Here is a 22,088-nt window from a genome sequence, read left to right as displayed (position 1 = left end):
TTTAGATTCTGTCTATCATTGGCATTCTTTTATTTATCGATGTGTTAGAACCTTCTTCTATGATAAGTCAGTAGCTCGGCACATGAAGATCGTCCTAGACAGAGTTCTACATATCAGGAGGAATATAAATGAAGAATTATCCAACGTATTTTTTACTTCTGGCCGGAATCGTAACCGCCGGTCAGAGTATAGCTACCCCGGTATCTGCCAATATTACTACACCTCATATTCAGGTACAGCATGTAAGCTCACTGGGTTCCGTCTCTTCGGTTGCTTTGCAGTCCGGTGTCAGCGCCAAACTAAGTAATCTGCAGATCGCCCGCAAAAATACCGGCAGTATTCTCGTATATACGCTGACTTATACCAATAATACATCCAGCCCGTACAAGCTGCTCAATGCCTTTTCCAAAGTGACAACCTCACAGGGAATCACGACCCGCGGTACGGTTCTGCCGGAGGACAAGACCAAAACGATCGTCCCTGCTCATAACCAGCTGTCTATTACCTACTATATCAAGCCCGAGACCGCGGCCAGTCTGAACGGTACCCGAATCACTATGTTCGGCTGGGACTTTAACAGTTCGAACTATGAGAAAAAGCTGGGCAGCTTCAATATCCCTGCTTCCTATTCTCCTGCTGCTGCCAAGGGACACGGCCAAAAAGTAGTTATCGATAATCTCCCCATCGTTCTGAAACCGGCAAAATTACAAACCATCCAGTTCAACAATACATCCTATGCTGTCGTTATGCTGAATATTACCAATAAGGGTGCCGAGACACTGGACTCCCCCAATTATAAAACCTACCTTGAGTCCCCGGGTGGCTCCACATTCGAACTTCGTCTGGATCATACTGGTCGTGAATATAATATTGCCCCTGGAAGCAGTAAGACTGTCACTTATCTCACTGAGATCCCAGCTTCGCTAAAAATGAAAAAAATGTCACTGCTGATCACGCGAACCGAGCAGACATTACAAACCGAACTTCCGGTCGCTTCTTTTCAGCTGCCTGATGTGACGGCATCCAATCTGGTCGTACCTGCGGGCAAGGTCAAAACACTGACTATTGGCAGCAGCACAATCGAAACACAGCTGAAGCAGGCCAGTATGTCCACCAGTGGCGACAAAGCTGCATGGATGATCCAGTTCCGCGTCAAAAACACCGGAACCCAGGCACTTACGCTGCCTGCTTATGAACTGGCACTCAAATCGTCCGAAGGTTATGCCTTCCCGATCCGTACCAAAGCACTGGGCAGCCTTACACTCAAGCCTCTGGAAGACAAAGTCATTCAGCTGTCTGCCGAAGTGCCGCTCAAACTTAAACAAAGCGCGCTGCAGCTGCAATTGATGGAACCTTCCGTACCAGCTGATAGCAACAGTTCCAGCGATACCGATACCAAGACAGCTGCTGCACCTGCTGCAAAGTCAATTGATCTGCCTACCGCCTTTTACAAAATTCCGTATACACCAGAGCAGACCCAATCCGAACAGGCCGAATATACGGTGGATAACAGTTATGGCAGCTTTGGTGTGACCCTGGAGTCGATCCAGCGTATGCCATGGTCTACAGAAGATATGGTAGTGGCCAAGATCCGTCTGCGCAATGCCGGTTCTTCTTCTGTGACTTTACCGGGGCTAACCGGATCGATGAGAGCCGAGAACAATCGTACGAGTAGCCCAATTCAATTGGTAGCGGAGAATAGCGAGACCTCTTCATTGGCAGTCGGAGACAGTGCAGTCTATTACGTCATCGGAAGATTCCCGTACGACCATAATCTGAATCAGCTTCAGCTTGAACTGAATACGGCAGCCGACAAATCAGATGCTACTGCAGATGCCAGCGAGCCGTTCCTGACACTGCGTACCGGACCAATCAGCTCTGCCGTTTCCCGAATTTCCGGCGGTGCATCCTTCCATATCCAGACAGCCGGGAAACGTGCCGAAGTCAAGGAACGTCGTACCGTAACCTATACAGGCGCAGGACAGAATATCGCCTATACCGAGCTGGAGATGAGCAGCGAAGAGACACGTACATCCAATCCATCCCGATTGGTCGCCTACTACAAAACACAGGATAACGAATACTACGAAGCAGAAGTAATCCAATCGAGCAAAGCAATTCGTCCAAAAGGTAAAAATCTGGTAACGGTGTGGAGTCAGCTTCCTGCCGATGTGAACATGTCCCAGTTGACCCTATATATTGGTGAAGGCGTCAAAGAAGGCCAACTGGCCCAGGCAAGCGATACACCAACTGCTTATATCAATGCTGTTGAACTGTCCTTGAAAAAGCAAACAGCGACTCCGGTTACTACGCTCAGCAGCAATATGGAATTGTTCCCGTATACGTTTGCCATAACACGTGCTACAGGCACACTGATAGAAGGTCAGGATACCGTTTCCTTTAACATGACCTATAATCTGACCAAAAATAACAACTATGAGACAGGAGATACCGGTCATCGCCTAATTCTGCAGTGGGTTGATCCATCTGGACAAATTCAGGAAAAAGTAATGGTTCCGGGTACCGATCTGACTACAGGCCAATCGCTCGCCTACTCTACTTCCCTGACGAGCAATGCATACAAAACGACTAAATCGAGAAAATTCACTATGAATGTCTATGATGAATTCCAGGGTGAACGGATCCAGCTGGGAAGCCAGAGCTATAACCTGGAAATGGTTCTGACGACCATCGACTCTTCATCCAATACAGGCAGCTCATCACCTGTCCCATCCATACCCGACACACCCGAGACCCCTGATACCGGCAAACCTGGTACAACAGACGGTTCTGCTACTGCTGGCAATGCCGGTAAAACTACCAGTCCGGATAAAAGCCAAAATAACGCATCGAATACAACTGGAGGCAAAGCATGAGAAGTAAAAAAGCAATCTGGATCACCGCTGTGACTGTTGTAGTCGCAGCGGCGGCGGCAGCCGCCATATACCATTTCTGGCCCAAGCCCGAACCGGCGCCGATTATTGTTCCCAATCTGATTACTGTCCAAAAAGATACTATCTCTGTTCAAATCAAAGGCTCCGGTGCCACCAAAGCTACCGAACAGACCATCGTCTATGCTGCTGATCAGGGAAATGTGAATCAAGTATTGGGCAAGCTGAATATGGACGTCAAAAAAGGACAGGTGCTGATGACATACAAAGGCACCGATGTCTCCAAGGATATGCGCCAGCGTACAACCACGCTTCAGCAGCAGCAGAGTGATCTGCATGACAAGCAGGAGCAGTACAAACAGCTCGTTATGGACGGTACGTCCCAAACCGATATAGATAGTGCCCGACTCGGCATTGAAAAAGCCAAAACCGATATCGCCAGCACAGAATCTGAAATTGCACAGCTGCAAAAAGACCAGATTCCTCATAATCCACTGGTTGCACCGGTCAGCGGTACGATTACCAAAGTCAGCATTGTTCCTGGCGGTGCAGTCAGCAATGGAGCTGAAGTATTTACTATTGTGGACTATCATGACCTGAGCGCTACGATTCAGGTGGACGAAATGAATATCCCCAAGATTCATACCGGCATGAAAGCTTCTGTACAACTGGATGCACTACCCGATCAGACCTATACCGGGCGTGTATCGGCTATAGCCAATGAAGGTTCGATCAAAAACGGAGTATCTACGTTTGCTGTAACTATTCATCTGGATCGGGCACCCAATGCCAAGGCAGGCATGTCTGCTCAGGCTACAATTTTTGTAGAGGAAAAAAAGAATATTCCTGTACTTCCTTTAGAGACCGTGAATCAGCGGGATGGCAAATACTTTGTTCAGCTGCAGGGTAAGCCTGATCCACAGGCACCAGCAGGCACATCCCCTGCCCCGGTCGAGAAGGAAGTCAAAGTCGGCATCCATAACGAAAGCCTGATCGAAATCAAAAGCGGCCTCAAGGAAGGCGATCAGGTAATCGGTCCAGAAGCCGATATGTTTGGAGATACTGGATTGTCTATGGATAGCAGCGATGCGGCGATGGATACCTCTTCAGCAGATACAGGGACTGCTTCAGATACTGACAGTTTCACAAGTACGGATTCCAGTTCACCTACCGATAGCAGTACAGCAGATAGCACTTCTTCTACCGATAGCAGTACATCGACGGACAGTACAGATTCCACAAACAGTAATACATCGACGGATAGCACTTCTTCCGCGGACAATAGTACATCAACCGATAGTACCTCGACCACAAGCAGTACGTCGAATGATAGTACTTCTTCCACCGGAGGAAGCAGCCAATGAGTACAGAACCGCTGATCCGGATAGAAAATCTGGAGCATGGCTATATGATGGCAGGACAACGGATGCTGGTTCTGCAGGGAATATCCTTTACGATAGACCATGGAGAATTTGTCGCAATCATCGGACCCTCGGGATCGGGCAAATCCACATTGATGAATATGATTGGTTGTCTTGATCTTCCCAATGAAGGGAATTATCTGCTGGATGGGCAAAATATACGGAAGCTGTCGGATAATCGGCTCGCCAGAATCCGCAACGAGAAAATCGGATTTATCTTTCAGAACTTTAATCTCCTGCCCAAACTTTCGGCAATCGAGAATGTAGAACTTCCGCTGATCTACCGGGGAATGTCCTATCGCGAAAGAAAAAGAAAAGCCGCAGAAGCATTGACCAAGGTAGGATTGGAGGAACGAATGCATCATCGTCCCAATCAGCTCTCCGGTGGACAGCAGCAGCGGGTAGCGATTGCCCGCGCGCTTGCTGGACAGCCTCCCATCTTGCTGGCTGATGAACCTACTGGCGCCCTCGATCCCAAAACAGGCAAAGAAGTGATGAATATGCTTCAATCCCTTAATGCCCAGGGACATACGATTATTCTGATTACGCATGATCTGGAGATTGCCGAGCAGGCCAAACGGGTGATCCGGATTCATGATGGACAGGTCACCGAAGATCGGAGGACACAATCATGATCTTCTTTCAGAGTATACGGATGGCAATGACCAGTGTTATCGGTAATAAAATACGTTCCTTTCTGACGATGCTTGGTATTATTATTGGTGTATCTTCGGTCATCCTGGTCGTATCTGTCGGTCGAAGCTTTACCGATACCATCACCGGACAATTTGACGATCTGGGTACCAATCAGCTTATGGTATCCATCATGGGGATTGGTGTGACCAGTTCCCTGACCTATGAAGAAGTCGATGCCTATAGTTATCTAAAAGGAGTCGATCTGGTCTCGCCTACCATTTCCGGCAGTGCGACTGCCAAATATGGCAATCGTCATATGGATGCTTCGCTGGAAGGCGTTACGCCCAATTACCGCCCACTCAAAAATTACCGATTGCGGGCAGGACGTTTCCTGCTTGATATCGATAGTCAGTATCGCCAGGAAGTCGCTGTACTCGGTTCCGAGGTAGCAAGCAAGCTGTATGGACTTGGTAACCCGGTTGGACAGGATGTACGACTGAACGGTATTTCCTTCAAAGTTGTCGGCGTGCTGCAGCCCAAAGGCTCCGATCTAACCGGTTCCAATGATGACAAGGTACTGATTCCGATAGCGACCGCCGAACGTTTTCTGCAGACCAAAGGGATTCAATCCTTTGTTGTCAAAGCAGCCAATCGTCAGGATGTCCCCGAAGTCAAAGCCCAACTGGAAAATAGTCTGGGTAAAACATTTAAAAATCATCCTGAAGCCTATAATGTATTTGATGCCCAGGAGATGATAGAGAGCTCGGAGAAAACCTCTGCGATGCTGTCTACCGCTCTCGCCAGCATTGCAGGAATCTCACTGGTTGTCGGCGGAATCGGCATTATGAATATTATGATTATGTCGGTCAACGAACGTACCCGGGAGATTGGTATCCGCAAAGCGCTTGGCGCCAAAAAAAGCAATATTCTGATGCAGTTTATGTTTGAATCGATTGTACTCAGTACATTTGGAGGGTTGATTGGGATCGGAGCAGGCCTCGGACTGACCTCACTGGCTGGCCAATTGATCGGGAATCCGATTGCCTACGCATGGGATATGGTACTGATCGCCTTTTTATTTTCCTTTTTTATTGGCCTTGTATTCGGCATCAGCCCTGCCTACAAAGCGTCCCGGCTGCGTCCGATCTATGCGCTGCGGACCGACTGATTGTATAGCATTACCATAATGATCACAGAAAGGATAAAGGTATGACAATTAAACAGCGCTTGGTGATCTCTAACATTCTTATGGTTGTAATACCTGTATTTATTTCTGTCATTATTATTCTGTCCGGCAAGTTACTCTCCGATCAATACTGGAAAAGTATTGATGAGAGCGAAAACAGTACGTATGCGGATCCTAGCAGACTACTGAACGTTACCAAGGAACTTATTCATGAACAGCCCCATCCCGATTCCCAGAAAGTTCAAAAACTAAACGAATATCTGAACAAAAACTCCATGAAACTAAGTATCTATTCTACTTCTTCCCGGAAGCTGATCTATAACTTTGGTATGCTGGATATTGATCGCGATAACAAAATAATGAAAATGATCTGGACGCTGGATGGAGAATCCAGTCTTTCCCTGGAAAAAGAAAGTATTTATACCCAGTCTGTTAAGGTGGATGGAGATGATTATACCGTCTCCATTTTCAGCAAATTCGATCACTACAATTCGATAGACAACAATTACGAACTATACAGTTTTCTGAGTAATATTTTCCTCATAATGCTGGGGCTGGGGACGATCATTACTGTGATTTTCACCAACCGTTTTCTAACTCATTTTGTGTTCAGGCATATTCGGCAGCCGCTGGACAATCTGGTTCATGCGGTTCACGAGATTCGTGATGGGAATCTCGATGCACATATCCATTATCCGAATAATGACGAATTTGCTGCGGTCTGCAAAGATTTTAACGATATGGCTGTTCAGCTCAAGCAATCCCTGCAGCTAATCCAGAGGCAGGAAGAGAATCGCAAAGAGCTGCTCGCAAGTATATCTCATGACCTGCGTTCTCCACTGACCTCGATCCGTGCCTATTCTGAAGGACTGCTGGACGGTGTAGCCAGCACACCGGAATCCCGTGAGAAGTATATTTCGATGATTAAGACCAAAGCGGAAGATATTGATCGCATGGTATCCAAAATATTCCTTTTTTCCAAATTGGATATGGGTGACTATCCCTATGATCCCGAAAGGCTGGATGTCAATCAGGAGCTACTGTCCTTGATCCGGGCGACCGCTGAGGAATACCGGACAAGAGGTCTTGATATCGAAATGGATATCTCTAATGATTCTGCTATAATTGTGGCTGATCAGGTACAGCTGGATAGTATTTTTACAAATATTCTGGAGAACAGTCTGAATTACAAAGACAAGGAACGCTGCCTGATTCGGATCAGCACCTGGCTTCATCAAGACCAGCTGGTCATTACATTGACCGATAATGGTCCCGGTGTACCGGAGGAATCGCTTGGCAAGTTATTTGATGCTTTTTATCGCAGTGATCCTTCACGCAATCTTCCCCATAAGGGCAGCGGACTGGGACTTGCTATCACTGCCAAAGCTGTAGAGCGCATGGGTGGTCATATTGAAGCCAGACTCGCACCAGCAGGCGGTCTCTGTATAGAGATTGTTCTGCCAGTGCTTCAGCAGGAGGAATGATAATGAACAAAATATTAATTATCGAAGATGACGAAGCCATCGCAGCGATTGAACGGGATTATCTGGAGATCAACCAGTTTGCTGTCGAGATCGCAGACAATGGCATTACCGGTGCAGAAAGAGCATTATCCGGCCAATTTCAGCTGATTTTACTTGATCTGATGCTGCCGGGTCAGGACGGATTTGCCGTCTGTCGGCAGCTGCGGGAGAAACTCGATATTCCAATCCTGATGGTAACTGCCAAACAGGAAGATATCGATAAGATTCGTGGACTGGGACTGGGGGCTGATGATTACATTGTAAAACCCTTTTCCCCCAATGAATTGATTGCCCGGGTCAAATCCAATCTGGCACAGTACGCCCGGCTCAAAAAAGGCATGGGCGCAGCCCAGCAAAGCGGCACCATCGAGATGGGAAGTTTTGTGATCAACACCCATGCTCATCGCGCTTATCTTCAGGGTCGCGAGTTGGAACTGAAGAAAAAGGAATTCGATCTGCTGCATTTTCTGGTGCTCAATTCCAATATTGTATTTAGCAAAGATACCCTGTATGAACGTATCTGGGGCTTTGATTCGGTAGGTGACAATGCTACCGTAGCTGTTCATATTAATCGACTGCGTGAGAAGATTGAAGACGATCCGGGTAATCCCCGTTACATTCAGACAGTATGGGGAGCTGGCTATCGCTTTCAACCGTAAGTATTCTGCTGCTACCTATCCAATTTCATTTTCAAATGTACTCTTCACTTCAAAGTACACATTCACTATCCCTATACATTTCGCTCTCAAACAGATATTTATTTTGAGAATCCACCTTTACCATGATGCATATAAAAATGCACCCATTCCGACTCAACCGCTTACCTGTAAAAGGTCTGCCTGTTGAGGGAAAGGGTGCATTTTCTATTTATGATTCTATGCAGGGCTACACTTAATTATCCCTTGCATATTATTAATATACTCAACTCGTAAACTACTACTCAACCGTTACGCTTTTCGCCAGGTTACGTGGTTTGTCCACATCATGCTCCAGCGCCAGGGAAGCGTAGTAAGCCAACAGCTGCAGTACAACAACAGACAGTGCAGGACTCAGGATTGGCAGCGTTCTTGGAATCGTCATCACGGTATCTACCGATTTGAGCAGATCTTCACGGTTCTCTTCATAAGAGACTACCATTACTTCGCCACCACGAGCTTTGACTTCCTTGATGTTGCTGACTGTTTTCTCGATTACATCTTCCTGTGTTGCCAGGGCAATAACAGGAATACCGTCTTCGATCAGAGCCAGTGTACCGTGTTTCAGTTCACCTGCTGCATAAGCCTCAGAGTGAATGTAGGAGATCTCTTTCAGTTTCAGAGAACCTTCCTGTACAACCGCATAATCCACACCGCGTCCGATAAAGAAGAGGTGTTTGTGCTGAGCGATATGCTCTGCGTACTCTTTGATTTCCGGTGCCATTTCCAGCACTTTTTCTACCTGTTCCGGCAGGGAATCCATCGCTGCGAGTGTACGTGTAATCTCTTCGGTTGTCTGTGTGCCACGAATCTCAGCCATATACAGACCGAACAGATAGAATGCGATCAGCTGCGAAGTGTACGCTTTGGTAGAAGCTACAGCAATTTCCGGTCCTGCCAGTGTAGCAATGACATCATCCGCATCACGGGCGATCGAGCTGCCTACCACGTTGGTGATTGCAATAACGTGTGCACCATTGGCCTGTGCCTCACGCAGTGCTGCCAGTGTATCCGCAGTCTCACCGGATTGGCTCACCACAATAACGAGTGTATCTTTGTTAATGATCGGAGAACGATAACGGTACTCGGAAGCCACATCCGTTTCAACCGGAATATGAGCCAGCTTCTCGATAATGTTACGGCCTACCAGACCTGCATGATACGCTGTACCACATGCAATAATCTGTACATTACGGATATTGCGAATTTGCTCGGCTGTCAGTTTCAGGTCGCTGAAGTGAACGCCTTTACCATCATCATTCACACGGCCCAGCATGGTGTCGCGATACGCTTTTGGCTGCTCGTGAATTTCTTTCAGCATGAAATGGTCAAATCCGCCTTTTTCTGCGGTTACTGCATCCCAGTCTACATGGATCATTTCCCGAGAAATAAAGTTACCTTCAATCGACATCAGTTCAACAGCATCCTTGGTCAGAACAGCCATTTCACCATCATTCAGAATGTATACGTTACGTGTATATTTCAGAATAGCCGGGATATCGGAACCGATAAAGTTCTCGCCTTCTCCTACGCCGATAACGAGCGGGCTGGCTTGACGTACAGCTACCAGTTTGTCCGGCTCATGCTCTGTCAGAACGCCCAGTGCAAATGCACCGCGCATGTAAGTTACTGCTTTTTGTACAGCTTTGACGATATCACCTTCGTATTCACGAGCAACCAGATGCGCGATAACTTCAGTATCGGTCTCGGATACAAAGTGGATTCCGGAACGAATCAGTTCATCTTTCAGTTCCAGATAGTTCTCGATAATGCCGTTGTGTACAACAGAGAATTTTTGCTTCTCGTCTGTATGTGGATGAGAGTTTACATCAGATGGTTTACCGTGAGTCGCCCAGCGCGTGTGTCCGATACCCGCTCTGCCGATCAGTGGATGCTGCTCCAGTTTGGATTCCAGGTTAGCCATGCGACCTTGTGCTTTTACAACCTGCAGACCAGTGTCTGTAAATACAGAGATACCTGCGGAATCATACCCGCGATACTCCAGTTTGCGAAGCCCGTCTACCAAAATTTCCTGCGTATTTTTATCTCCAATATATCCAACAATACCACACATGTTTATATTCCTCCGTTCGATAGTACGTCCATTGACGTTGGTTGTACATGAGGAATAGAAATCAGTACTATGCAATTATAGATTCGTAATGAATGCACACTTGATAATGCTGTATTCCTATTCATGTCACATGCACATTCTTATAAGTATAAAGCTAGCATCGAATGGATCTTTGTGGCAGAGATCACTCTCTGCATTTGGATTCCAATTTGCGGCCTGATGCATCACCGGAAGGTCCCCGCCGAATGTTTCGAACACCTTCACCTCGTCAGCTCGATATTTACTTTCTCCGTCTCTTCGAGCTCTGGCGCTTGGTCTTGCTTGGTAACATCACAATCCTCACTTTCCTTTTTAAAGTAGCGCTATTGTAAGCTCTGCAATGTTACAGTTATATTACAAATAGCAACTTTTTCATTATATGCATGTTTCCCGGATAAGGCAATGATAAAAATGTGACATGATTGTCATGAGTAGAACAAATGCTTTTCATATGGAATTAAAGCCATAATTATAGGCTGGTTGGCTGCATATATCCTACATTTACACGACAACTTGCAGAATTAACCGTTATACTCAAAACATTTTACAATTATATCCATTTAAATTCTTCATTTTCTATCGTCGTGTTCTTTCTGCTGTACTTCATGTTTAATATTCAACACTCAACCAACCATATTTAAATAAACTATACATACCCAAAGTAAAAAAGACAGCGAGTCTGCGTGAACAGGCTTACTGTCTCTTACTTTACTTGTATCATTAAAAATATTATTGAAAAGCTGCATTTCGGTTATTACCAAGCTGCCGAATCGATCGTCTTCACAACACTCTGCACACTTTTGAATAAACGAATAACCAGATAAATGAGATTTATACCAGTTCTTTTTTCACGACATCCACGATCTGGGCAACGTACTGCTCCAGTTCATTTTTATCCGGTCCTTCTGCCATTACACGAATCAGCGACTCGGTACCGGATGGACGTACTAACACACGGCCATTGCTGCCCAGCTGATCTTCAACCGCTTTGACAGCAGCAGCGATGGCTGTATTGCCTTCATAACGAGCTTTGCTTTCGACGCGTACGTTCACCAGCACCTGTGGATATTTGTTCATCATGGACTTCAGTTCGCTGAGCGACTTGCCGGAGCCTACCAGTGTATCTACCAGCTGAACGGCAGTCAGGATGCCATCTCCGGTTGTGATGTAATCGAGGAAAATAACATGACCGGACTGTTCGCCACCCAGGGTATAACCACCACGTCTCATCTCTTCCATGACATAACGATCGCCTACAGCTGTCTGTGCAGTACGCAGAGACAGAGCTTCTGTCGCTTTGTAGAAGCCGATGTTGCTCATAACTGTGGATACGATAGTGCTGTCTTTCAGCTTGCCGGCGCGATTCATCGCATCGCCGCAGATACAGAGGATATAATCGCCATCGACTTCTTCACCTTTTTCATCAATAGCAATCAGACGATCCGCATCGCCGTCAAAAGCCAGACCGATCTGTGCACCATGACGCAGAACCTCTTCCTTCAACTTTTCCGGATGTGTAGATCCACAGTGGTCATTGATATTCAGACCATTCGGTTCTGCTCCAATAGCGATAACTTCCGCACCCAGTTCCTTGAAGAAAGCAGGCGCCAGTTCATAGGCTGCACCGTTGGCACAATCCATTACAATTTTCACACCTTCAAAAGAGTGTGTAAGAGTAGACTTGAGATGCTCCAGATATTTGTATTTGGATGTATCATCGTTAACAATCGTCCCCAGATCTGCTCCTACCGGACGTGGCAGCTGGTCAACTTCTGCATCCATAAGTGCTTCGATCTGCAATTCGGTTTCATCGGACAACTTGAATCCGTCGCCACCAAAGAATTTGATGCCGTTATCTTCTACCGGATTATGTGAAGCAGAGATCATCACACCTGCATCTGCTTTAAGCAAACGGGTAATGTACGCTACCGCTGGTGTACTTACTACACCCAGACGAATAATATGAGCGCCAATGGACAGCATACCGGCGATCAACGCCGATTCCAGCATCAGACCGGAGATACGAGTATCCATTCCGATCACTACTGTTGGCTTCTCTGCGCCATGTGTTAGTACATAACCTCCACAGCGGCCAATCTGATACGCCATTTCTGCTGTTAATTCCTTGTTTGCTACACCACGTACACCGTCTGTTCCGAAATATTTACCCATAGTTGTGCTCCCTTATGATATTAATAATAAATTAAATTGTTGTTTGGACAGTCTAAAAGCAGCCCGGCAGCGGCGACTCTGCTATCTTTATCGCCGACCGGACTGCATCAGACAACCATTTCTTTATACGTCTTCCCTACCTTACTGTCAATAGCTATTCGGATCATTTATACCCAATTAATGATAAGTTGTGGAAAAAACCGCTTTGGCGCTTGTTGTCGTCTCGCCATTCTTGCTTACAGCACCCTGCTTTTGCTCGGTATTCTCTTCTGTAGATGGAGTAGCCGGTGTTGTCGGTTCATTACTGGATACAGGTGGAGTCCCCGCCTCCGGCTGTTCTCCTTCTGCTGGAGGTGTGTCCGGTTGCTGTTCATTACCTGTACCAGAGTTTGTGCCAGGCTGTTCTTCCGGGTTGGAGGAGTCAGGTACAGCAGTACCTGTTCCTGCACCTGACTCAGCCTCCCCCTCTTCTGTAGTACCAGCCCCATTACTTTGTCCATTGTCTCCAGTACCATTGCCTGCTCCTGAACTGTTGGCACTCTCTGTAATAGTTACCGTTACATTCAGCTTGATTCCCGGATCGGTCAGACTGACCGTTTCCGGCAGTACAATCTGCACCGGAATCGTGTAGGTACCCGGGCCACGGCCATTTAGATTAGCTGTTGCTTTAATATCTTCGGGCTTCACAGCCTGAAGTGCTTCTGGGGAGCCCTTGATATTCAGACTGACCTGCTTGCTCTGCGGTTTCGTAATTACTGCTTCCAGATTTGAACCTGTTCCTACCAGACCAATCGGTACATTCTGGATGACCCGTTCGGAGAATTCTTCTGTAGTGATCTTCACTTGTACGGAAGAAGGCGAGATACGTTCAGTTCCCTTCGGAAGATCCAGCTTGGCAGTCAATGTTACCGTTCCTGCCTGTTCGATAGAGCTTAGATCCACAGAAGCGGTAATCGAATCACCGAGTGCAGCGAGTGCAGACTCGGAGCCATATACGGTAATCTGATCTGCACTCACTTCTGTCCCAGCCAGCACCAAGCTATTCGGCAGCTGACCGGTATAACTAAGATTGAGCGGCAGCGTTCGGGTGGCTGCTCCAATCGGTACTTCTGCCTTGACAGAAGAAGGAGAAATAACAGCATCCTTCATTACATTTCCTGCCTTATCGTAGACAGCCAGCGCTACTGTTTTGGATACGGTGTCGGTTGCCTCTGCAACACTGATTACACCCTGCACCTTCTGCACGTCCTCAAGGCGGCTCTGCGGCAGTGTAACACTAACCTTGTCTGTTCCATCCGTAATAACCGGTGTACCCTTCTGATAACCTGCAGCAGGCTCCCCTTGCGTGATAATCTCGGGAACAAAAGCATTAGAAGTCTTCTCTTCAATCGTTACTTTGACCACACTGGGTGTAGAAGAGACATATTGTACGCTAGCCGGTGTATCGGTGATCAGCGGAAGACTAACCGTTCCTGCTCCTTTGATCTGGCTCAGATCGACCTTTGCCTTATAACTGTCCGAAGGCAAAAGATCCGGGCGCGTACCTCTGACTTCAATACTAACCGTCGAAGGCTCAATCGATTTCAATACATATTTGTCTTCATCAAATCCATATGGCTGCACCTGCACATCATTAATGACACTGGTACCGACCTGAGAGGCTGAGGATTGCATAGGAAGAGTATTGTTATCCATATGGACCATAATCCACAGCAGTATGCTTACAACCAATGCTAGCACTTTAGCTACCGTGTTATTACTAATCCATTTGTCCATCATCCTTGTTATCCCCCTTTCGCTTCCAGAACAGGCCCTTTTTCTCCTTGGTGGTTACATTGGGTTTGAGAGCTTCATGCAGTTTGGAGATTAGAGATTCTTCATTAATATCACGAATAACCTGTCCATTCATTGCAAGGGATACCTGTCCGGTCTCCTCGGATACAATCAGCGACAGCGCATCGCCCACCTCACTGATGCCGATTGCTGCTCTATGACGTGTTCCAAGTTCTTTACTGATAAAAGGATTCTCGGACAGCGGAAGATAGCAGGCTGCTGCAGAAATCTGCTGTCCCTGTATAATCACTGCGCCATCATGCAGCGGTGTATTCGGTATGAAAATATTAATCAGAAGCTCCGAACTGACGACAGATTGCATTTTGATGCCAGACTCGGTGTACTCATTCAACCCTGTAGTCCGTTCAAATACGATCAATGCGCCAATTTTTCGTCTGGACAGATAATTGACAGACTTGATCACCTCGTTAATCATCCGGGTAATTTCTTCGTCTTCCGCTATCGTGCGTCCAAATATTTTACCGCGTCCCAGCTGCTCGAGCCCCCGGCGAAGTTCCGGCTGGAAAATGATAAACACGGCCAGTACTCCAAAGGTAAATGCCTGGTTCATCAGCCATTTTAATGTATACAAGTCAAACCAGGTGCTGAGCGCCCAGATGACGACAAGCACGAGAATACCCTTTAGCAGCTGTACTGCCCGGGTACCACGTACCAGAAGAATAAGCTGATAAATGATGTACGTTACAATCAATATGTCGATTATATCTTTAATGGAATCTTTCCAAGTCAAGTCCGCAAAATACTCCATACTGCAACCCCCGTTATGTTCTATCTGGTGGACCCTTAACCTGGCATATCCGCTGCCTGTATCTTTTAATGCGTACAGACTCGCTTCAGGCTGTTAGTGTACTGTATATGCTATATTGCACCATTGGCCAGGACTACGCGTACTATGAACACTCACACCATTCCCGTACTTATTAGCAGTATAATATATAATATTACCCTAACCTGCCCTTAAATTTACTACCTTTTTTCACAAAATACCTATAACTTTTCATCTGACTGCTGCAGACTGCTATTTATGTTGATCGAAGTCCACTGCCTTATTTTACACGTTTTATCCGTGAACATGCAAAAAAGACGCCTTCTGAATAAGAGGCGCCTTACAAAAAGTCATTTAATTAGTAGAGGCGACTTCCGAGAATGCAGTTGAAATTTTGTACCAAAGCCAGCCTACTGCTTGATCTACCGTTTGAACCTGTCCGGAGATATGGGCTGTACTTGCTTGGAATATGCTGCCGTCGATAACTGTTACATCGCCTTCCACATCGCCATAAATCTTGGCTTGTCCTTTTTCTATCGTTAAATTACCGGCAATCGTCTTGCCTTCCGGTACAATCACCGTATTTCCTTCAATCACAACCTGATCCAGATTCTGCCCTTTGACGATCATTTCAGGACCTTCATTCCAGAATGGAAGTGTACCGAGCAGAATCACGAAAAATGCTGCTGCTGCCGTTAGCGCCGGATGTCTCTTTAACCAGGTCGTCCAGGCAGGAGGCTGTTTCTTTTTGGGAAGAGCCTGCATAATCCGTTCGGTGAGCTCATCAGATACTGGCGGCTTGCGGTGATTGACGGCAAACAGAAGCAATTCAGTCTGCTCCAATTCTTTAAAAACTGCACGGCACTCTGAGCACTCAGCCATATGCTGCTTGAGCTCATTTGCCTGTTCATCAGGTAAGTCGCCGTCCAGGTACTCATGTATAAATGAGACGGCCAGTTTGCAATCCATATGAGCCATTCCTTTCTTGTATATAATTATTCCAGCATCATATCACAGCCGGACCATGTCTGGAACTGCGATTACTCTGTTAAATACGCTGCAGGTTTCAAACCGTTTCATAAACCTGAAGCTTTTTTTGATTTTCATAACAATTTTTAAAAATAATGGGACTTCTTGATACCAGGCAAATAGAACATCCTCACTAATCTGTGCAAATCATAAACTCAGTCGATCGCCTTATAAACAATCTCACCTTATCATTTTATGCTATTCAGGCATGCAAACAGTCCAAAATACCGGCTGCTGCCGGTACCCGGACTCCAGATCCATTCTATAGCAGTTGATGAAAGAATCACAAGATATTCCTATCGAAGATGATCCAACAGTTACACTGATAAATCATTATACACGCCTTATTGCATACAAACATCATAAAAAATGTAAGAACATTTGGAGAGGTCCTGCTATTGATTTAAATAGTCCATCATCCTGTTTTACACGATGTATGCAATACTGCCCATTTTCCTGCTTTTATACTCATCTCGACTTGAAATCCAGCTTAGCATTTTTATTGCACTTTTAATTTTACAGCTTGGATTCCAATTTTTTGCGAAGAAATTCCCGGCCACGATGGACACGCGTTTTGATTGTCGTTACCGGCATATCCATAACGTCACTGATTTCCTGCAGAGACAATTCCTGCAGATAACGCAGAATCATGACCGTTTTATATTTATCCGGCAAAGAATCGATTGCCTGATGAATCAGCTGCTGTGTCTCTGTAAGCAGGTATTCACTCTCCGGTGTACGCTCATCGCCCGGGATCAGGGCATAGCCGTCTGTACTATCCTGGTCATTCAATTCCGCATCCAGTGAAAAGCTCGGTTTGCGCTTACGCAGCCGGTCAATACACAGATTGGTAGCAATCCGGTAAATCCAGGTCGAGAATTTTTGCTTTGGATCATAACGATCAAGACTCTTGTAGACTCGCAAAAATGTCTCTTGTACCACATCTTCCGCTTCATGACGATTACTCAGCATACGGTAACCCAAATGAAATATCTTGTCTTTGTATAAATCAACGATTTCGGCAAATGCACGCTGATCACCTTTTAGCGCCAATTTGACTAATCTCGTATCCAGATTATCCACCATCACTCCCCCAGACTCAGTTCCCGGTATGTATAGTATTCTGTAAAACCAGTTTACAATCCAATTAAAATCGTACTGGATGATACCTTAAATTGCAATCTTAATCGTCTGTTTCTTTCAAACTTCTTTTATTTCTTGGGAAATAGTAAAATAAACATCCGCAAATCTTCTACAAATCCGTTTAATCTTTTTCCATAATGATCTTCTCTATGCTAATGATCTTCTGTGCGTACTAATTTTTTTCCATAATAAAAGGCTGACATTATTTCCAAACAATAATGTCAGCCTTTTGAATTGTATCCCTTCTCCGGTCGCGATACAGCCAGAGATGTATACAGTCTATATGGAGATATTTATCATACTATTTTTATAATTTGAGAGATTCATGATGATAGCCATTAACTTAAACCAAATCAATTCTGTTTGGCTATCTGCTATCTGCTATCCGCTATCTGCTATCTGCTATCTGCTATCTGCTATCTGCTATCTGCTATCCGGATAGTCTACTCGGCTTCTAAACAAATACTAGTGATATCAGCCCGTATTTCTCAACCCTGCTGCAATACCGTTGATCGTCAACAATACTTCACGCAGCAATTCAGGATCATCTGCGCCTTCTTCACGAATCTGGCGCAGTTCACTGAGCAGTTGAACCTGCAAATAGCTCAGAGGATCTACATACGGGTTACGAAGACGTACCGACTCCTGAATAACAGGAACATTATCCAAAATATCCTGCTGTCCGGTAATTTGCAGTACCAGATCACGAGTGAGGTTAAACTCGGATTCGATTAATCCAAAGATGCGTGTACGAGAGTCGTCGTCCTGACACATTCCTGCATATTCCCTGGCAATAGTCAGATCCGCTTTGGCAATAGCCATCTGTAGCGTATCAATCAGTGTGGTAAAGAACGGGAATTCTTTGTACATTCTTTGCAGAACAGCCATGTTTTCTGGCTGATTCTGATAAAAATGTTGTAGTCCCGTACCGGCAGCATACCATGCTGGCAGCAGATAACGACTCTGTGTCCATGCAAATACCCACGGAATCGCCCGCAAATCCTCAAATCGATCACTGTTTTTACGTTTGGAAGGACGAGAACCGATATTCAGCTCGCCTACTTCCGGCAAAGGTGTCGATTGCTTGAAGAAACTCATAAAGTCCGGATCACGGAAAATCAGCTGCTGATATTTATCCAGCGATACTTCCGAAATACCACGGATAATTTCTTCCCACTCTTCATTTCCTTCGCCTGCAGGTGCTCCGGTCTTGGCAATAGTAGCCGAACGAATCAGCGCGGAGATAGCCTGCTCCAGACTTCGATAGGCAATTCCTTGCAGAGAATAACGGGAAGATAATACTTCACCCTGCTCGGTAATCTTGATCCCGCCGCCAATTGTATGAGGCGGTTGTGCGAGAATACTGCGATCCAGCGACATACCTCCGCGACCGAGTGCTCCACCACGACCATGGAAAAATTTCAGCTTGATGCCGTATTCCTGGCCCATCGCCGTAATGTTGTTAAGGGCAAGACGCAATTCCCAGTTCGCCGTAACCACGCCGCCGTCTTTGTTGCTGTCCGAGTAACCAAGCATAATCTCATGCAGATCATTCATCGCAGCGACCGCTTTACGATAAGCAGGCAAATCAAGTACCTGACGCATGATCCGTGGTGCTTCGTGTAGATCGTCAATCGTCTCGAACAACGGAACTGCTTGTAATGTACATTGTACACTGCCATCAGCTAATTGACGGAACAATCCCATCTCTTTGGCGAATACCATGACTTCCAGAATATCACTGGCTCCCTGTGTCATACTGATCAGGTAGCTGGAGATACAGTTAGTACCAAACTCCTGCTGCGCCTTATGGATCGTACGATAGACGGCCAGACATTCTTCGGTACTCTCGCTATATTTGAAATAAGGTGAGGTGATTGGTCTTGGATCGCTTAGCAGTTTGCCGAGCAGCTCAATCTTCTCCTCTTCCTGAAGTTTGGAGTAATCCTCCACAATCTCCATGTTAGCAAGAATTTCTTTGAGCGAGTTCTCGTGTTCCTGGCTATGCTGGCGAACATCCAGTGTAGCCGTATGGAACCCGAACAGCTCGACCTGGCGGATCATTTTTTTCACATATGTATCCGCTACATAATCAGCATAATGATGACGAAGGCTCTTATCAATCACTTTCAGATCTTCCAGCAGTTCAGATACATCATTGTAACGCTCTGTAGTACCCTGCTTGGAATCATCACCAATATTGCTCAGCTTGCGCAGCATATAAGCGATCTTGATCCGATAAGGCTCATTTTCATTATTCCAACTGTAGATTTTATCGATAGTGACATGCAGACGATCTTTTTGAATAGAAGATAACAGTTCTTCTGATACATCAATAATCGTTGTGCTAAAGCTCAATGATTGCATCATTTCACGCAGGATACGCTGGTATTCACGAATAGCCAGCTTCCGCTGCATCTGCAGAGTCTTCCAAGTCACTTCTGCTGTAACGGATGGATTACCATCGCGGTCTCCACCAATCCAAGAACCAAAGCGAAGGAAGCCTGGTACATGCCAGTCGTGCTCAGGATAATGCTTGGACAGCGAACGCTCCAGCTCCTGATACAACTCAGGTAGTACATCAAACAGCGTCTCGTGGAAGTAATACATCCCGTTACGTACTTCATCTAGTACGGTTGGTTTGCGATCACGCAGCTCGTCTGTTTGCCAGAGAGTAATAACCTCGTTCAGCAGCTTCTCACGCAGTTGTTCCCGTTCACGGAAAGTGAGGGTCGGATTATCCAGCAGTTTAACATCTTCAGAAATACGCTTATGGATATCCAAAATAGCCCGGCGCATTGCTTCAGTTGGATGAGCCGTCATAACCAGTTCCAGTGAAAGATCTGCAAAGATCGCTTCAACTTCTTCAGCAGTAAAGTTATTGTTTTTTAGTTCCTGGACTGCATTCTCCATCGTTCCGGATTGTACATTTTCACCAGCAGAACGTTCATAATCGCGTTTACGACGAATACGATGATTTTGCTCTGCAATATTGACAAGTTGAAAATAAACCGCAAAAGCACGTATGACCTGATGCCTGTTGTCCGAATCCAGATGCTTGATTAACGTTTTGAATTCTTCAAATACCTCAGGCAAAGAAACTGCCCGTAACGATTTGCTCAGCTCACGAATTTTTTCGACGATATCCAGCAGCTCCTGGCCCCCCTGGTGTACGAGTACCTCTCCCAGGATATTGCCCAAAAAACGTACATCACGCCGAAGCAAATTATTAGAATGATTTTTACTCACATTGACTGTCAACTCAGACATGCTCTTCCTCCTATCGTTCCCGGTGGTTCATTCTATTTAAAGGTTCACATCTTCTTAACATCATACAACAAAGCCGGAATGATTACTTTAATTAATTTGAGTAATATGATTAATTATGCAAACATTCTATCATTCATTCATAATGCTTCACAGCGTTATTGCGCAAAAATATTATACTACACTTTTTCCATACCTATTGTATGAAGTCTCACATAAAATATTCCGTTTCACTTCTACCTTCTACCTTCTACCTTCTACCCCTTCTACCTTCTACCTTCTACCTTCTACCTTCTACCTTCTACCTTCTACCTTCTACCTTCTACCTTCTACCTTCTACATTCTACATTCTACATTCTACATTCTACATTCTACATTCTCGACAAAGTATCATTACTTCTTATCCTTTTAAAAGCCTTACTATTTTCATAGAGAAAATAATAAGATTAGTACATGTTAAAGCAGAGCCTCTGTTTTATTACCTCTTTTTATAAATCTGTATATAGCAAAAAAAGACCGTTACCGGTCTTCATTCACATATTGGAGCGGGTGATGGGAATCGAACCCACGCTATCAGCTTGGAAGGCTGAAGTTCTACCATTGAACTACACCCGCATCAATCGGGATGACACGATTTGAACATGCGACCCCCTGGTCCCAAACCAGGTGCTCTACCAAGCTGAGCTACATCCCGATATACATTATAATAAAAAATGGCGCGCCCTAAGAGATTCGAACTCCTGACCTTTTGATTCGTAGTCAAACGCTCTATCCAGCTGAGCTAAGGGCGCGTATTGGAGCGGACGACGGGAATCGAACCCGCGACCCTCGCCTTGGCAAGGCGATGCTCTACCGCTGAGCCACGTCCGCAAAAATAAGGATGCGCGTGGAGGGACTTGAACCCCCACGTCGTAAGACGCTAGATCCTAAGTCTAGTGCGTCTGCCAATTCCGCCACACGCGCATAATGAAAATAAAATGGTGAGCCATGAAGGACTCGAACCTTCGACACCCTGATTAAAAGTCAGGTGCTCTACCAACTGAGCTAATGGCTCTCAAATGGCTGGGGATATAGGATTTGAACCTATGCATGACGGAGTCAAAGTCCGTTGCCTTACCGCTTGGCTAATCCCCAACAATCAAGAATATTCTATGGTGGAGACTGAGGGGATCGAACCCCCGACCCTCTGCTTGTAAGGCAGATGCTCTCCCAGCTGAGCTAAGTCTCCATACCTATATGACCCGTAGGGGATTCGAACCCCTGTTACCTCCGTGAAAGGGAGGTGTCTTAACCCCTTGACCAACGGGCCTTACTAAAGTAAGCTCTCAACCGGATTCGAACCGGTGACCTCATCCTTACCATGGATGCACTCTACCTACTGAGCTATGAGAG

The 22,088-nt window shown here is 45.9% G+C and carries 13 protein-coding genes and 10 tRNA genes; 6 read left to right on the top strand and 17 right to left on the bottom strand.

Annotated features, from left to right (window positions below; genetic code table 11):
* The first annotated feature begins 128 nt into the window (after positions 1-128).
* From WH46_RS05520 to WH46_RS05495, 6 genes are read left to right on the top strand one after another with little or no spacing between them, the layout of a single operon-like run.
* Positions 129-2,876, top strand: coding sequence for a hypothetical protein (locus tag WH46_RS05520; RefSeq protein ID WP_046226033.1), 2,748 nt, complete (start codon positions 129-131; stop codon positions 2,874-2,876).
* Positions 2,873-4,255, top strand: coding sequence for an efflux RND transporter periplasmic adaptor subunit (locus tag WH46_RS23270; RefSeq protein ID WP_052714129.1), 1,383 nt, complete (start codon positions 2,873-2,875; stop codon positions 4,253-4,255). The genes WH46_RS05520 and WH46_RS23270 overlap by 4 nt, the downstream gene beginning before the upstream one ends.
* Complete coding sequence (locus tag WH46_RS05510; RefSeq protein WP_046226032.1) at positions 4,252-4,947, top strand: ABC transporter ATP-binding protein; 696 nt, start codon at positions 4,252-4,254, stop codon at positions 4,945-4,947. The genes WH46_RS23270 and WH46_RS05510 overlap by 4 nt, the downstream gene beginning before the upstream one ends.
* Positions 4,944-6,116 carry an ABC transporter permease gene (locus tag WH46_RS05505; protein ID WP_046226031.1) on the top strand — a complete coding sequence of 391 codons (1,173 nt, stop codon included), beginning with the start codon at positions 4,944-4,946 and terminating at the stop codon, positions 6,114-6,116. Before WH46_RS05510 ends, WH46_RS05505 begins: the two co-directional genes overlap by 4 nt.
* Before the next feature lie 41 nt (positions 6,117-6,157).
* Positions 6,158-7,618 (top strand): sensor histidine kinase, encoded by a 1,461-nt coding sequence (locus WH46_RS05500; RefSeq protein WP_046226030.1) that lies wholly within the window; start codon positions 6,158-6,160, stop codon positions 7,616-7,618.
* 2 nt (positions 7,619-7,620) lie between these two features.
* Entirely contained in the window at positions 7,621-8,316 is a 696-nt protein-coding gene (locus tag WH46_RS05495) for a response regulator transcription factor (RefSeq protein ID WP_017814212.1), read from the top strand.
* A 277-nt stretch (positions 8,317-8,593) separates the two neighbouring features.
* Here WH46_RS05495 and glmS read toward each other — a convergent pair whose 3' ends face one another.
* The 17 genes from glmS to WH46_RS05410 form a co-directional block, all read right to left on the bottom strand.
* On the bottom strand, positions 8,594-10,426 hold the full coding sequence (glmS, locus tag WH46_RS05490; RefSeq protein WP_017814211.1) for a glutamine--fructose-6-phosphate transaminase (isomerizing): 1,833 nt from the start codon (positions 10,424-10,426) through the stop codon (positions 8,594-8,596).
* Between the two features lie 870 nt (positions 10,427-11,296).
* Positions 11,297-12,637, bottom strand: coding sequence for a phosphoglucosamine mutase (gene glmM, locus WH46_RS05485; protein ID WP_017814210.1), 1,341 nt, complete (start codon positions 12,635-12,637; stop codon positions 11,297-11,299).
* A 177-nt stretch (positions 12,638-12,814) separates the two neighbouring features.
* Positions 12,815-14,416, bottom strand: a complete 1,602-nt coding sequence (locus tag WH46_RS05480; protein WP_052714128.1) for a CdaR family protein — start codon at positions 14,414-14,416, stop codon at positions 12,815-12,817.
* Positions 14,397-15,239: a diadenylate cyclase CdaA gene (cdaA, locus tag WH46_RS05475; protein ID WP_017814208.1), complete on the bottom strand. Its 843-nt coding sequence runs from the start codon at positions 15,237-15,239 to the stop codon at positions 14,397-14,399. Before cdaA ends, WH46_RS05480 begins: the two co-directional genes overlap by 20 nt.
* Before the next feature lie 372 nt (positions 15,240-15,611).
* Positions 15,612-16,226 (bottom strand): zf-HC2 domain-containing protein, encoded by a 615-nt coding sequence (locus tag WH46_RS05470; RefSeq protein ID WP_046226029.1) that lies wholly within the window; start codon positions 16,224-16,226, stop codon positions 15,612-15,614.
* 576 nt (positions 16,227-16,802) lie between these two features.
* Positions 16,803-17,372, bottom strand: a complete 570-nt coding sequence (gene sigW / locus WH46_RS05465; protein ID WP_046226028.1) for an RNA polymerase sigma factor SigW — start codon at positions 17,370-17,372, stop codon at positions 16,803-16,805.
* Positions 17,373-17,903: 531 nt separating this feature from the next.
* Complete coding sequence (ppc, locus tag WH46_RS05460) at positions 17,904-20,699, bottom strand: phosphoenolpyruvate carboxylase (protein WP_017814205.1); 2,796 nt, start codon at positions 20,697-20,699, stop codon at positions 17,904-17,906.
* A 538-nt stretch (positions 20,700-21,237) separates the two neighbouring features.
* Positions 21,238-21,311, bottom strand: a tRNA-Gly gene (locus WH46_RS05455).
* A 5-nt stretch (positions 21,312-21,316) separates the two neighbouring features.
* Positions 21,317-21,390 (bottom strand) — tRNA-Pro (locus WH46_RS05450).
* A 20-nt stretch (positions 21,391-21,410) separates the two neighbouring features.
* Positions 21,411-21,487: transfer RNA gene (locus WH46_RS05445), tRNA-Arg, on the bottom strand.
* Between the two features lie 4 nt (positions 21,488-21,491).
* Positions 21,492-21,566: transfer RNA gene (locus WH46_RS05440), tRNA-Gly, on the bottom strand.
* Between the two features lie 11 nt (positions 21,567-21,577).
* A tRNA-Leu gene (locus WH46_RS05435) sits at positions 21,578-21,659 on the bottom strand.
* Positions 21,660-21,674: 15 nt separating this feature from the next.
* Positions 21,675-21,750 (bottom strand) — tRNA-Lys (locus WH46_RS05430).
* Between the two features lie 5 nt (positions 21,751-21,755).
* Positions 21,756-21,830, bottom strand: a tRNA-Gln gene (locus WH46_RS05425).
* Between the two features lie 18 nt (positions 21,831-21,848).
* Positions 21,849-21,924, bottom strand: a tRNA-Val gene (locus WH46_RS05420).
* A gap of 9 nt (positions 21,925-21,933) precedes the next feature.
* Positions 21,934-22,005 (bottom strand) — tRNA-Glu (locus WH46_RS05415).
* An 11-nt stretch (positions 22,006-22,016) separates the two neighbouring features.
* Positions 22,017-22,088, bottom strand: a tRNA-Thr gene (locus WH46_RS05410).

Source organism: Paenibacillus dauci (assembly GCF_000971985.1).
In the GTDB taxonomy this organism is placed as follows: Bacteria; Bacillota; Bacilli; order Paenibacillales; family Paenibacillaceae; genus Saccharibacillus; species Saccharibacillus dauci.
Note: the sequence above shows the minus strand (reverse complement) of the source record. Positions and strands in the feature narration are given on the sequence as shown.